The following is a 13,675-nucleotide window of genomic DNA, read 5'->3' on the forward strand; positions in this document are numbered from 1 at the left end:
CAACGGTCACTGTTGCAACAATGCCAATCCTCACTAACCCTCTCGCTGTTCGTTCATCTAAAAAGCGATTGCCCCATTGTGGGCTAGCCTAAGATTTAGCACACATTTCCTTTGCTATTAATTGACCTATTTTTTCTAATGATAGAGTATGTACTTAATTTGGTATTAATTCAGTTATTTAAGACTTCTTATATGGATATTAACTTCTCTTGCATTAGAACACATGATGGTAGTAAAAACTCAGGATTTGAAGAGTTGATTTGCCAAATTGCCCATCTTCAAAAGCCAGGTGATGGAAAGAGATTCGTTAAGAAGGATGGCGCTGGAGGCGATGCAGGTGTTGAATGTTACTGGATTCTTGAAGATGACTCGGAAATATGCTGGCAAGCTAAATATTTTTTAGATGGAATGAATTCTTCCCGTTGGCAACAAATAGATGAGTCATTTACTACAGCCTTAGAAAAGCACTCCAAGTTAACACATTATATTGTCTGCTTACCTCTAGATAAAGCCGATAGCAGAAAGAAAGGAAAAGGTGGAAAACAAGTAGTTTCTGTCGAGGATCAGTGGTTAGAGCACATTAAAAAGTGGGAGGGCCAAGCAAAAGCTGTTGGTCGTAAAATTGAATTCTCATACTGGGGTAAGCATGAGATTACCACTTTTCTTACGCTTGATGACCCCCTTTACTCAGGTAGGGCTTTGTATTGGTTTAATGAACCATTTCTCGGGAAAGAGGTATTTGTAGTGGCACACTAATTTTGGCCACCTAAATAGAGGTGATATTATTGCCTCATAGATGACCTTAGGTGAACATATGAGACCGACAACCAGAAAAACATTTAGTGCTGAATTCAAACTTGAAGCTGCCCAATGTGTTGGTGCAGTAATTTTGAGCAGGCATTTGTAGGTCATTGGGATACTAGAAGTTATCTGAAAACCAAATTCTGTCCGATCTTTGTAACACGGAAATATCCCAAAGTGTGTTGCGTATGTCTTTTAAATCTACAGGTTACGTGAATGCACTAAAGGTGAGCCATGGTGATTGGCGAGACGACCGTCCGCCCCATGGACGGGGCGGTCGAGCATCCAAGGATGGACTAGCAGCGCGTCGGTGAGTAAATACCATGGCAAGCCTATATGCGGGGATATCAGCCAACACTAAAATCCTACTTAATCTATCCCCAATAGTCACAGTCATATGTCCGCCACATGAAGTACGAAAGCCAAACCATAAGGCGGAATAGCCGATGAGACAAACCCACTCCCCTCTTAAATAGAAAAAGAGGAGTGATACTTTTATTCAATCGATATCAATCAAGCCAACTTAAAGGCTTTTATTTTGGGCAGATGGGCAGCGAGTTGGGGGAATTTGTGGGGTTGAACGTCATCCCAATCAATCGAATAATAGGCGCTTAATTCACTGGCGAGTTGCTGATTATCGAACATCTCATCATTCACAGAAAATATGCACATGGCCTTGTGAGTATTCTTTTCACGAAATTGCGACACGCACTTATTGGCAATATCGGCATATTCTTCTGGGCGATCAATCTTGCCCTGCATATTATCTTCTGGGTGCAAATTAGGATTAATCAGCACAGATTTAAGCCCATTTAAAAAACCAATGCGCTCGGCCCAATAAGCGCCAAGTCCCACGCCGACCATTAACGGCGCGGGATCGTCGCTATGCTTCATTTGCTTAGCGACTTCCTTGAGCAAGTGTTGCATGTCGTGCTTAGGATGCAAGGTGCTGTAACTGATCAAACGTACATCAGGGTCGATAAATTGCAGCTGACGCATTTTTTCGTGATTACCTGGGCTAGTCGCATCAAATCCATGAAGATAGAAAATCATATCAAGGCCTTTTAATCATTTTTGATTACAGTGAATTAACTAACCCTAGCAAAAGAGTGATCTCACACCTTGCGCTACATCAAACTTTCGCCTGTTGGGCCAAACAAATTTGCTCGGCAAGCTGCTTCGCGTTTTCCCAACGGGCGGTATTATCGAGCGCTGCGGCCGTTTGTGCGGCATTGGGTTTAAGTAAACTTGCTGGATACTGCGGCGCGCTCGCTGGCCATGTAAAGCCATCCAGCAGCGACATCACGCCCGCATTGTCATTGCACACCAAAATCATATCGCAGCCGGCAGCTAACGCCGCGCTGGCCCTTGCACGGTAATCGCCCGCAAATCCTGCGCCTTGCATGCCAAGATCGTCGGAGAAAATCACCCCATTAAAGCCAAGCTCTTTGCGCAGCACTTGTTTTAGCCAGTATTCAGAGAAGCCCGCAGAGTTGGGGTCGACTTTAGGATAAACCACGTGCGCGGGCATCACGCCTAATAACTTCTCTTTTGCGATCAAATCTTTAAACGGCAGGATATCCTTTGCAAAAATCGCCTCGGCATCACGCTCATCAATGGGTTTCTCGTAGTGCGAATCCGCCACCACACTGCCGTGTCCGGGGAAATGTTTACCCACAGCGCCCATGCCTGCGGCGGCCATACCCGCAATAAAGCTTTCGGCCAGTGTAATCACCTCGGCAGGCTCTGGGCTAAAGCTGCGTTTACCAATCACTTGACTCACAACGTTTAAGTCCAATACGGGCGCGAAACTTAAGTCGATATCGCAGGCCAGTAGTTCAATCGCCATCAAGAAACCGAGCTCACAGGCCCAGCGTTTGGCTAACGCTATATCACCTTTTGCCGCAGGTAAAATGTCGCCCATAGCAGGAATAACGGTAAAGCCATCGCGGAAGCGTTGTACTCGACCGCCCTCATGATCGACGGCAATTAATAGTTCAGGGCGAATTTGGCGTATCTGTTGTACCAGACGGATCAACTGATCACGGCTTGAAAAATTGCGGGAAAATAGAATTAAACCACCCACCTGTGGATGGCGTAGCATCTCAGATTCTGCCTCACTGACGTCCAACGACAGTAGGTCCAACATTAAATAGCTCATACTTCTCCCTAAAAATTTTCATTAATACTCAAAAAATAACCACTCAAGCCATAAGTAGTCTGCGCTCACAAAAATGCTCAAAAAAGCGAACCATCTGCCCTTGTAGCGCGTTTAAAGCCTGTATTCTTGGCCATAAAATGGCCAGCAAAAAAGTCCCAATTAAGTTCAGCTTATCCGAACTATAACGAATTAAAAAAACTAATGTGAATTGTCACACTAATCTATGGGATACTGAGGTTAGAGTATCACACAAGCAGATTTCGCATGAAAGAGCGCCGCCATTGACCAGAGTTCACGTTGAAGATTAGCGTGCTTCAATCTGCAGAGCGAGCAATCCCATGCACTCAGACTAAAATAATAAACAAGACACAACAGGACTTCTATCATGATTAGCGTATTTGACATGTTCAAGATCGGCATAGGTCCATCGAGTTCACATACCGTCGGCCCAATGAAAGCGGGCAAAATATTTATGCAAAACCTGACTGACTCAGGACTCGTGACCCAGATTGATGAATTAAGAGCCGAGCTCTTTGGCTCCCTCGGCCAAACAGGCAAAGGCCACGGCACGGGCAAAGCAGTGATTTTAGGCTTAATGGGTGAAGATCCAGAAACCGTAGACACTGACAGTATCGACGGCATTTTAGAGCACGTCTCTAAGGACGAAACCTTAACCCTGCACTGTGGCAAAGTGGTTAAATTTACCCGCGAGCAAGGCATTACTTACCACAGACGCAAAACCTTGCCAGCACACGCCAACGCCATGACCCTGTACGCTTATTGTAAAAATGAGTGTCTTTTCGAGCGTACTTATTATTCTGTCGGCGGCGGCTTTATCTTAGATGAAGACGAAATCAGCCAACGTAACGCATCCCCAGCATCACAAATCGAAGCGGCACCTTTTGATTTTGGCAGCGCAGCGCAATTATTAGAATTGTGTGGCGAACAAGGTCTGAGTATTTCTTCTTTGATGATGGCGAACGAACTGAGTTTAGCCACCGAAGATGAAGTCAAAGCCAAGCTGTGGAACATTTGGCAGACCATGAAAACCTGTATCGAACGCGGCTATCAGAAGGAAGGCATTTTACCTGGCGGCTTAAAACTGCGTCGCCGCGCCCCTGCCCTGTACCGTCGTTTGAAAGCCGAAGGCCGTAACAATGTCGATCCATTAACCGCTATGGATTGGGTCGATTTATTCGCCCTGTCGGTCAATGAGCAAAATGCAGCCGGCGATCGCGTAGTGACAGCACCCACAAACGGCGCTGCGGGAATTATCCCAGCAGTATTATGCTACTACGATACTTTCGTACAAGAAGTGGATATTGATGTCTGCGCCCGTTATCTATTAACCGCCGCCGCAATTGGTATTTTGTACAAGAAAAATGCCTCAATATCTGGCGCCGAAGTAGGTTGTCAAGGTGAAGTCGGCGTAGCCTGTTCTATGGCTGCTGGCGCACTGACTGAAATCATGGGCGGCACGGTTGAGCACGTTGAAAACGCAGCTGAAATCGGCATGGAACATAACTTAGGTTTAACCTGCGATCCTGTGGGCGGCCTAGTGCAAGTACCATGCATCGAACGTAATGCCATGGGTGCGATCAAGGCGATCAACGCTTCTCGTATGGCCCTACGTGGTGATGGTAACCATAAGGTTTCACTGGATAAAGTGATCAAAACCATGATGGATACCGGCAGAGACATGCGCAGCAAATACAAAGAAACGGCCAAAGGCGGTCTAGCGGTCAACATTGTTGAGTGCTAAGTGCTGAGTGCTGAGTGTTAGTTCACTCTAGCTAACCGCTTAAATCGCACCATAAAAAATGCCGCCACTCACTGAGTTGCGGCATTTTTGTTTTAGCTGATCGGCGTGACTGCTGAATCGACGATTCAGGGCTTAAAGTACAAACTATGGAACTTAAGGTGTTCTTCAATAAAGCTCGCGATAAAGTAGTAGCTGTGATCGTACCCCGGCTGCATCCGCACATCTAAGGGATAACCCTTAGCATTGGCAATGTCCACCAGCGATTGTGGCATCAATTGACTGTCTAAAAAGCTGTCGGCTTCACCTTGATCAATCATAACTGGCACCTCGGCAATGGCGAGCTTGAGCAATTCGCAGGCATCGTACTGGCGCCAGTGTTCACGATTCTCACCTAAATACTCACTGAAGGCTTTAATGCCCCAAGGCGCATTACTTGGATTCGAAATCGGACTAAAGGCCGAAATAGAGCTGTATCTGTGCGGATTACTCAGGCCAATCACCAAAGCACCATGGCCGCCCATCGAATGGCCAGAGATGGCGCGCTGGGTAGTCACAGGAAAATGGGCTTCAATCAACGCGGGCAACTCGTGGACTATGTAATCGTACATTTTGTAGTGACGATTCCACGGTGCTTTGGTTGCATTGAGGTAAAAACCCGCGCCTAAGCCTAAATCGTAGGCTTTATCCGCTGCATCGGGCACATCATCACCGCGAGGACTAGTATCAGGGGCAACAATCGCCATCCCAAGCTCAGCCGCCATGCGCTGTGCGCCCGCCTTCTGCATAAAGTTTTCATCGGTGCAGGTTAGACCTGAGAGCCAATACAGCACAGGCACAGGTTTATTCACCGCTTCGGGCGGCAGATAAATCGCGAAGCGCATCTCGCAGTTTAACGACTGAGATTGATGGCGATACTGCTTATGCCAACCGCCGAAACTCTTGTTACAACTGATATTTTCTATGGTCATACAAGTCCTTTTAAGCTCAATCTGTTAGCGCTTGGTCATAACGCTTGTCTTAGCGTTAGTCTTAGCGTTAGTCATCTGTTCAGTTGGCAACACAGCAGACAGATTTGCACCTGCCTGCTGGTTTGTCACATCAAGCTGAAGCATCAACTTAGCGTGCGAAACCGCTTATTTATCAAAATGGATCACGCTACGGATGCTCTTACCTTGGTGCATCAACTCGAACGCTTCATTGATTTGCTCAAGTCCCATAGTGTGGGTGATAAAGTCATCGAGCTTGAACTCACCGGCTAAGTAACGCTCAACAATGTGGGGCAGTTCAGAGCGCCCTTTCACACCCCCAAAGGCAGAACCGCGCCACACGCGGCCAGTCACTAATTGGAATGGACGGGTTGAAATCTCTTGCCCTGCACCGGCAACACCTATGATTACCGACTCACCCCAGCCCTTATGGCAACACTCTAAGGCGCTGCGCATCACGTTGACGTTGCCGATACACTCGAATGAGTAATCCACGCCGCCGTCGGTCATCTCAACGATCACCTCTTGGATAGGCTTATCGAGTAATTTAGGGTTGATGCAATCGGTCGCGCCGAGTTTTTTAGCTAACTCGAACTTAGATTCGTTGATATCAATGGCGATAATGCGGCTGGCTTTTGCCATAGTCGCACCAATGATCGCCGATAAACCAATACCGCCGAGGCCGAAAATCGCCACGGTTGCGCCTTCTTCCACTTTGGCCGTGTTCATCACAGCGCCCATGCCAGTGGTTACGCCGCAACCTAACAGACAAATTTCTTCTAATGGTGCGCTCTTATTGACTTTCGCCAATGAGATTTCAGGCAGCACAGTATATTCAGAGAAGGTCGAGCAGCCCATGTAATGGAAAATAGGTTTGCCATCGAGATAAAAACGCGTGGTGCCATCGGGCATTAAGCCTTTACCTTGGGTCGCGCGAATTTTTTGGCACAGGTTAGTTTTGCCCGATAGGCAGAACTTACACTCGCCGCACTCGGGGGTATAAAGTGGGATCACATGATCGCCCACTTGCACGCTGGTCACGCCCTCACCCACTTGCTCAACGATACCGCCGCCTTCGTGGCCTAGAATCGCCGGGAATACCCCTTCAGGATCGTCACCGCTCAGGGTAAACGCATCCGTGTGACACACGCCGGTGGCCACAATGCGCACTAAGACTTCGCCCGCTTTAGGTAACATCACATCCACTTCTTCAATCTTCAGTGGTTGTCCTGGTCCCCAAGCAACTGCGGCCTTTGATTTAATAAACTGCGGTTTTTCGTTCGACATTGTTACCGTCCCTTGATAGGTAATAGGAGAAAATTATTGTTGTAATCGATTCTACTTAAGCTAAAGCATATTGGTTCAAGCATACAGACTCAGAATAAGGGCTCTGCATACGCTGATGCCAATTGCACTGATGTTACTATATAGGAAGATTGTATTTGTTTCTCAGTGAGAGACAATCTAGTATTCATGCAATTCATTTTTACTGAGCAACAACAATGTATCTCTGGGATGGCATTTCTGAGTTTGTCGCAGTGGCCGAAGCCGAAAGCTTTACCTTAGCGGCGCAGCGACTGAATATCTCCACCGCCCACGTGAGCCGCCAAGTCAGCGCCTTAGAGAATCGCCTCGGCACTAAGCTGTTTTATCGCACCACCCGCAAAGTGTCGCTAACCGAAGAAGGCACGATTTATTATCGCCATTGCCGCCAATTACAAACCGGCTTAGAAGAAGCTGAGCGCGCTATCTCAAACCTAAAGGACTCACCCCAAGGCTTAGTCAAACTCACGGCTCCCGTGGCCTATGGCGAAAAATTTATTATGCCGTTACTCAATGATTTTATGGTGCAATATCCCAGTGTTGAGTTTAGTGTTGACCTCACTAATCGCACTTTGGACTTGATTGAAGGTGGTTACGATCTGGCCATTCGCCTCGGCAAACTCGCTGACTCGAGTTTAATGGCCAAACCCTTAAGCAGCCGTACTCACTATGTCGCCGCCTCACCGAGTTATGTGGAAAAGTACGGTCAGCCCCATACCTTATCTGAACTTAGCCAGCACAACTGCTTGATTGGCAATCACAATTACTGGCGCTTCGTGGAGAATGGCCGCGAACGCAATATCAAAGTGCGCGGCAATCTCAATTGTAACAGCGGCTACGCATTAAGGGATGCGGCGCTAAAGGGAATTGGTATAGTACAACTGCCTGATTATTATATTGAAGAAGATATTCAAGCTGGACGTTTACTGTCCTTACTCGACGGTCACCGCGAAGCCAAAGAAGGCATTTGGGCACTCTATCCGCAAAACCGCCACCTGTCGGCTAAGATCCGCGTATTGGTCGATTACCTCGCCGAAAAACTCGCCGAACAGGACTAATCTTTTTCTGAATAGCCTGTTGTTGAGCAGATTGCTGAGTTCGAACAGACTAAGCAGCAACAGACAACACGGCGCAAACTAACGCCAGTTTTCCCGCAAAGTGTAATACAACATGCCTAACGCCAGCGCTTGATTGCCGAACCATTCATTTAACGGAATGCGGATATGGCGCATGGCGGCAAACAAATCAAATTCACGCAATTGCCCGTGCATCGCATTGGCCATGATCTCAGCCATAATGTGCGATGTCGCCACCCCATGCCCAGAATAGCCTTGGCAATAGAATACATTAGGCGACACTTTGCCGAGCTGCGGGATACGGTTAATCACAATGCCCGCCATTCCCGCCCAGGCAAATTCGATATCAACGCCCTTTAATTGTGGAAACGTGCGCTCAATTGCAGGCCGTAATTCCGCCGCCACATTTTTAGGATCGCGGCCGCTGTAATTAGTGCCACCGCCGAACATCAAGCGTTTATCTGCGGTCAGGCGATAGTAATCTAGCACAAAGCGACAATCGTACACGGCTAAATCCTGCGGATTAATCTGCGAAGCGATCTCATCGGGCAGAATCGCCGTGGCACAATTACCTAAGGACGCCGGAAATAACATGCCGCGCAGTTGAGGACGCGCGAGTTTATGGTAGGCATTCCCCGCGATCAGCACGCTATTGGCGCGCACTTTTCCCTTGGCGGTGACAACGGTAGCCAGATCGCCTTCTTCAATATCGAGCACGGGCGAGTTTTCAAAGATCAACGCCCCAAGACCTGCGGCGGCGCGGGCTTCACCCAGGCATAAATTGACTGAGTGTAAATGCATGTTGCGCCGATTAACTAAGCCGCCGTGATACAAGGGCGAGCCTAAATAGGCGGGTATTTCATCGGCTGATACCAGCGTCATAAACTCACCCATACCGCGACGCTGCGCCTCATCATGCATAGCCATAAGCTCGTGCATATGCTGCATCTGGTAAGCGGTTTGAATATGACCAAACTTTAAATCACAATCTATGCCGTACTTGGCCACCCGATTTTTAATAATGTCGTGACCGCGCCAACGTAAATTCCACACATAATCTTCAGCTTCATTGCCAATTTGGCGGCGCAGCTGTTTTGTCATCTCTGCATCGCCAGACAAACTGCCTGTCACCTGCCCGCCGTTGCGTCCGGTTGCGCCCCACGCAACTTTGTTGGCCTCAATAAGCGCCACCTTGTAGCCCTTCTCGGATAATTCCAGCGCCGTTGCTACACCGGTAAACCCGCCACCGACGATCACCACATCGACGCGAATGTCGCCTTCTAACTCAGGATAATTCGACTCTTGGTTTATGGTGGCATTGTAGTAGGAGGCGCAACGCTCTACTGGCATAGTCATTCCTTGATGTTGAAAGTTAAGTGTTGAAAGTTAAATATTAAAAGTTGAGTGTTGAACGTTAAGTACTGAAAGCTGTGTGCTGGTAATGGGTGTTGAATCTTAGTCTATGAGCGCTAGTGTTAACACGTTATCCGTCGACGGTTGTTTTATATTTTTTACACGCGTTCAGAATTTGAGAGTATATCTGAGTTGAGATCGAGGTCAATAGTGGATTGAGTTAACCGCTTGCTGGACATAACAAAGGGAGTTGGGCTGGTTTCTGCTTGACGAGCCTGAAATCGAAAAGCTTGATATGAAAGTATCTGAAATGGCGGCCCTGTGATTATGGAGCCAGAGATTAAGAACATGAGCTTAGGCGCCGAATATTAAGGCGCGGCTCATTTTATCTTTTAAGTCTTATGCTTTTTGCTGGTTTAAGATAGGCTTGTGTGGCGTCATCCTCTTTTTATCTCAGCAACCTAGAGTCCATTATGCAACGATTGCCAATTGCCCAGCCACTTAGCCAACTGCCGTTTTCACAAGCGTGCGAAAACAATAAAGCGCCGATTTTAGCCGTATTAACGCAGGCCTTCTCACTCAACCAACATGTACTCGAAATCGGCAGTGGCACAGGCCAACATGCGGTGTATTTTGCAGCAAGTCTTCCCCATTTAATCTGGCAAACCAGCGATCAAGCTGAATATATTGAGATCATTAGCGCAAGGTGTATGCATGAAGGCAAGCTACCCAATGCAGCGGCAAACCTACGCTTACCACTTACCCTTGATGTTACCGCGCCATGGCTGGTGGAGGGATTAACACCTGATATTGATGGCGTATTTACTGCGAACACTTTGCATATTATGAGCAAAAAAATGGTAGAAGCATTTTTTAGCGGCCTTGGTCTGTATCTGCCCCAACTCAAGACTCTTTGCATTTACGGTCCCTTCAACTACCAAGGCGAATTTAGCAGTGATAGCAATCGCCAATTCGATACCTTTTTAAAACAGCGCGATCCCGCCAGCGGTATTCGAGATATCGAATGGATTTGCAGTTTAGCCAGCGAGCGAGGCTTCACACTTGAGCAAGATGTAGCTATGCCCGCCAATAATCGATTACTGCATTTTGTTAGAGGCTAGCATTTTGTTAGGAGCTAGTTTTTGTTAAAAGCTAGCTTTGGTTTAGTCCGTTTTGATCTCGGCGGTTCTATGTCCATAGCTCAGCACTCGAGTGGCTTTCCACTCTTCATCCTGTTTGCGCCACACGATCACAAAGTCGGCTAGGCCATCGCAGCTGCCGGTTTCAAAACTGCAAAAACGGTGAACGCCTTGCTCTATTGCGCCAAACTCTTTCACCGGAAACACTTTCATCGTGCCCGCAACTAACTCGCGGCGGTAATGACCACAGGCATATTTTTCTGTATTGGCGATCATATCCTTGCGGTTCCACGTCACGCCGCCCGTGTCGTGGTAAAACTCCACATCTTCAGTGAAAAACGCCGCGTGTTTCTTAAGTTCAGCGGGGGCTGCGCACTTATTGAAGCTATCAAACACGGCAAAATCCACCGCTGCAATTTGGGCAGATAAGGTATCTTCTAACGCAGTAGCGGGTTGCGCAATGCCTGCATGTGAAGCCTCAGCGGTTTTATCCGATGCGGCTTTAGCTAGTGTAGGCGCATCTGTGGCAACAGCCGGTTCGGTAGTGGCGAGTGACAAAGTTAAAACGGCGACTGTGGCTAGGCTATAAAATGCTGGATTCATATTCTCTCCGTGAATGTTGGCTGTAAATTTTTATGGCGACGATTCACATCACAAACCTGCATAACGCCACAAATCTGAAGCAGAAATGTCAGCAAAGCGTATGCCAATTAAATTATCCTTTTAAATCAGAATAATATAATTAAAAACTTGAATTTCCCTGCTGCATCTGCCGACAATTTATGGCTAGTTTCACTATATTTTCGCGATTTACTCCACCTCAGCGTTTAGCCTTTTCGCATTAGCTATTTCGTATTCGCTTTCTCGTATTTGCTTTCTCATATTTGCTTCTCAGCAATATCAGTTTCGTGGTGAACGCTTCGATCCACAACTGCATACCCGCTATCATACTGTTACTAAAGAGTAAAATTTACATAGTCTTTACACAAAAGCGCGATCTTAGATCTTGAAGCGCTATTTAAGAATAATTATCATTCGCCGAAATTATCCAAGGAAGAATGATATGTCCCGCTTTATCTGCCGTACTCGCAAAACAAGTCATACATCCGGTGCAACTCTGTCTCCTAAACTGAGCCTGCTATCGCGCGCCATTGGCTTAAGCCTGTTGTTACCCGCTGCATGGGCAACTGCCGCAGCTCCCCAAGATGCCACGCCAGAAATGGAACGTATGGTGATCACAGCTACGCAAACTCAGCATTCGGAACTGTCGGCGCCCGCTTCTGTGTCTGTGATTAATCGCAGCGAACTTGAAGCGCTAGTCATAGACGATCTGGCCAGTGCAGTGCGTTATTTACAGGGCGTGAATATCAGTGAAGGCACGCCCTATGGTCGCAATGAAATTAGCCTGCGCGGACTGGATTCGGACTACACGCTGATCTTAATCAACGGCCGCCGAGTCAACTCCCGCGAAGCACTAACCTCCGGTTATGGCAACGATTTTGACTTATCATCCATTCCCATGTCTGCGATTGAGCGAATCGAAGTCGTGCGCGGGCCTATGTCATCCCTCTATGGCTCCGAAGCCTTAGGCGGTGTGGTTAACGTGATTTTGCGCCAACCTACTGACGACTGGCAGGCCAGTGTCGGCGTGCAATACGATGCGCCCACCAGCGGCAAAGGCGGCGACAGCACTAAGTACAACTTCTACACCAGCGGCGCGCTGATCAAAGATAAATTACTGGCAAACTTAATCATCGATAACAATAAACGCGATGCCTGGCGCTCAGATTTAAAACCCACAATCGATGCGTTAGAAGACAGAGATGAAATCAGCGCCCTCGCTAACCTGCAATGGTTGATTGATAGCCAGCAAGATCTGCAATTTGATTTAAGTTACGCCAACGACGAACGCGAGTCGGATTGGAATAACTACGGCACTATTCTCACCAATAACCAACAAGCCGAGCGGATAAGCTCAGGTTTAACCCACAATGGCCACTGGAATTGGGGCGATACTCGCCTGCGCTATTACTATGAAAATGTTGAGGTGACTGACGACTCGGCGCTGATCGCCGAGATTGGGAATATCACCCAAACCAACCACAATCTCGACGGCCAAACCACAGTCTTACTGGGGGATCACATGTTAACCAGCGGCGCGGAATACCGTTGGACTCAGCTTGAAAACAGCCGCAATATTTTGGGTGATGGCACCTTAGACGACAGCCAGTCGGCCTTGTATCTGCAAGATGAATTTAGTTTAGGCGAACTCAATATCACTTTAGGAGGGCGCGTCGATCACCACGATGTGTACGGCACCGAATTTAGCCCACGCGTGTATTTGGTGTATAACTTAAGCTCTGAATGGGTGATCAAAGGTGGCGGTGGCAAGGCATTTAAAGCGCCGAATATGTCGCAATCCCAAGCCGATTATATTATCCCCGCTTGTCGCGGCGCCTGCACCGTTGCGGGCAATCCCGATCTACAGCCCGAAACCTCAGTGAACTACGAGTTATCGACCCAATATCAAACCACGGATTTTGGTGGCTCAATCACCTACTTCCACAACGATGTAGAAAATAAAATCATCACAGAAACCTGGGATAGAACGCCTGGCGCAGTGTTGACTTATCAAAACGTGAACGAAGCCAAGATCACCGGCTGGGAACTACAGGCTTGGTACGATGTAACCGACACGGTCAGCTTTAGCGGTAATTACAGTAAAACCGATGCCGAAGATAAGCAAAATGGCGCCCCTTTTACCCTAACACCGGATGACAGCTACAACCTGAAACTGCAATGGCAGGCATTGGAGGGCTTATCCACCTTTATCGCCTACCACTATACTGGCGATCAGTATTTGCGCACCAATGTAAAATCAGAAGGTTATGGTTCACTCGACCTAGGCGCGAATTACCAAATCAATCCTATGTTCAGAGTCAAACTCGGCGTCACTAACCTAACGGATGCTGAGCGCGACCAAGTGGCTACCGATCTTGATTACATTCAAAAGAGCCGCAGTATTTATGCGGGCGTGACGGCAAGTTTCTAATAGCAATCAGCCACACACATGG

At 47.7% G+C, this 13,675-nt stretch carries 11 protein-coding genes; 5 read left to right on the forward strand and 6 right to left on the reverse strand.

What is annotated here, in order from left to right:
- The first annotated feature begins 192 nt into the window (after window positions 1-192).
- Window positions 193-756 carry a hypothetical protein gene (locus tag Q4Q57_RS06540; protein ID WP_311890211.1) on the forward strand — a complete coding sequence of 188 codons (564 nt, stop codon included), beginning with the start codon at window positions 193-195 and terminating at the stop codon, window positions 754-756.
- Window positions 757-1,314: 558 nt separating this feature from the next.
- Here the strand turns inward: Q4Q57_RS06540 and ycfP are convergent.
- Window positions 1,315-1,854, reverse strand: a complete 540-nt coding sequence (gene ycfP, locus Q4Q57_RS06545) for an alpha/beta hydrolase YcfP (RefSeq protein WP_220590378.1) — start codon at window positions 1,852-1,854, stop codon at window positions 1,315-1,317.
- Window positions 1,855-1,933: 79 nt separating this feature from the next.
- Complete coding sequence (nagZ, locus tag Q4Q57_RS06550) at window positions 1,934-2,962, reverse strand: beta-N-acetylhexosaminidase (RefSeq protein ID WP_311890212.1); 1,029 nt, start codon at window positions 2,960-2,962, stop codon at window positions 1,934-1,936.
- A 385-nt stretch (window positions 2,963-3,347) separates the two neighbouring features.
- On the opposite strand from nagZ, the gene Q4Q57_RS06555 reads away from it, so the two are divergent.
- Window positions 3,348-4,724, forward strand: coding sequence for an L-serine ammonia-lyase (locus Q4Q57_RS06555; RefSeq protein WP_106650679.1), 1,377 nt, complete (start codon window positions 3,348-3,350; stop codon window positions 4,722-4,724).
- A gap of 125 nt (window positions 4,725-4,849) precedes the next feature.
- Here the strand turns inward: Q4Q57_RS06555 and fghA are convergent, their stop codons facing one another.
- A complete protein-coding gene (fghA, locus tag Q4Q57_RS06560; protein ID WP_063883480.1) occupies window positions 4,850-5,692 on the reverse strand; it encodes an S-formylglutathione hydrolase in 843 nt (280 codons plus the stop codon).
- Window positions 5,693-5,857: 165 nt separating this feature from the next.
- Entirely contained in the window at window positions 5,858-6,997 is a 1,140-nt protein-coding gene (locus Q4Q57_RS06565) for an S-(hydroxymethyl)glutathione dehydrogenase/class III alcohol dehydrogenase (protein ID WP_025007830.1), read from the reverse strand.
- A gap of 215 nt (window positions 6,998-7,212) precedes the next feature.
- Here Q4Q57_RS06565 and Q4Q57_RS06570 point away from each other — a divergent pair, with 215 nt between their 5' ends.
- The gene (locus Q4Q57_RS06570) at window positions 7,213-8,091 is read left to right on the forward strand and encodes a LysR family transcriptional regulator (protein ID WP_311890213.1); all 879 of its coding nucleotides are present in this window, start codon (window positions 7,213-7,215) and stop codon (window positions 8,089-8,091) included.
- 78 nt (window positions 8,092-8,169) lie between these two features.
- Here Q4Q57_RS06570 and Q4Q57_RS06575 read toward each other — a convergent pair whose 3' ends face one another.
- A complete protein-coding gene (locus Q4Q57_RS06575) occupies window positions 8,170-9,459 on the reverse strand; it encodes an FAD-binding oxidoreductase (protein ID WP_311890214.1) in 1,290 nt (429 codons plus the stop codon).
- Window positions 9,460-9,935: 476 nt separating this feature from the next.
- Here Q4Q57_RS06575 and Q4Q57_RS06580 point away from each other — a divergent pair, with 476 nt between their 5' ends.
- A complete protein-coding gene (locus Q4Q57_RS06580) occupies window positions 9,936-10,583 on the forward strand; it encodes a DUF938 domain-containing protein (RefSeq protein ID WP_311890215.1) in 648 nt (215 codons plus the stop codon).
- A gap of 42 nt (window positions 10,584-10,625) precedes the next feature.
- Here the strand turns inward: Q4Q57_RS06580 and Q4Q57_RS06585 are convergent, their stop codons facing one another.
- A complete protein-coding gene (locus tag Q4Q57_RS06585; protein ID WP_311890216.1) occupies window positions 10,626-11,204 on the reverse strand; it encodes a DUF4440 domain-containing protein in 579 nt (192 codons plus the stop codon).
- A 460-nt stretch (window positions 11,205-11,664) separates the two neighbouring features.
- On the opposite strand from Q4Q57_RS06585, the gene Q4Q57_RS06590 reads away from it, so the two are divergent.
- Complete coding sequence (locus Q4Q57_RS06590) at window positions 11,665-13,653, forward strand: TonB-dependent receptor domain-containing protein (protein WP_311890217.1); 1,989 nt, start codon at window positions 11,665-11,667, stop codon at window positions 13,651-13,653.
- Window positions 13,654-13,675: the final 22 nt, after the last annotated feature.

Source organism: Shewanella sp. SP2S2-6, from assembly GCF_031931965.1.
Lineage (GTDB): Bacteria > Pseudomonadota > Gammaproteobacteria > Enterobacterales > Shewanellaceae > Shewanella > Shewanella baltica.

Bases quoted from the DNA above. Each gene is read 5' to 3' on its own strand.
- Q4Q57_RS06555 (WP_106650679.1), top strand. From the start codon at position 3,348: ATGATTAGCGTATTTGACATGTTCAAGATCGGCATAGGTCCATCGAGT.
- Q4Q57_RS06585 (WP_311890216.1), bottom strand. From the start codon at position 11,204: ATGAATCCAGCATTTTATAGCCTAGCCACAGTCGCCGTTTTAACTTTG.
- Q4Q57_RS06540 (WP_311890211.1), top strand. From the start codon at position 193: ATGGATATTAACTTCTCTTGCATTAGAACACATGATGGTAGTAAAAAC.
- Q4Q57_RS06580 (WP_311890215.1), top strand. From the start codon at position 9,936: ATGCAACGATTGCCAATTGCCCAGCCACTTAGCCAACTGCCGTTTTCA.
- Q4Q57_RS06570 (WP_311890213.1), top strand. From the start codon at position 7,213: ATGTATCTCTGGGATGGCATTTCTGAGTTTGTCGCAGTGGCCGAAGCC.
- Q4Q57_RS06565 (WP_025007830.1), bottom strand. From the start codon at position 6,997: ATGTCGAACGAAAAACCGCAGTTTATTAAATCAAAGGCCGCAGTTGCT.
- Q4Q57_RS06590 (WP_311890217.1), top strand. From the start codon at position 11,665: ATGTCCCGCTTTATCTGCCGTACTCGCAAAACAAGTCATACATCCGGT.
- nagZ (WP_311890212.1), bottom strand. From the start codon at position 2,962: ATGAGCTATTTAATGTTGGACCTACTGTCGTTGGACGTCAGTGAGGCA.
- ycfP (WP_220590378.1), bottom strand. From the start codon at position 1,854: ATGATTTTCTATCTTCATGGATTTGATGCGACTAGCCCAGGTAATCAC.
- fghA (WP_063883480.1), bottom strand. From the start codon at position 5,692: ATGACCATAGAAAATATCAGTTGTAACAAGAGTTTCGGCGGTTGGCAT.
- Q4Q57_RS06575 (WP_311890214.1), bottom strand. From the start codon at position 9,459: ATGCCAGTAGAGCGTTGCGCCTCCTACTACAATGCCACCATAAACCAA.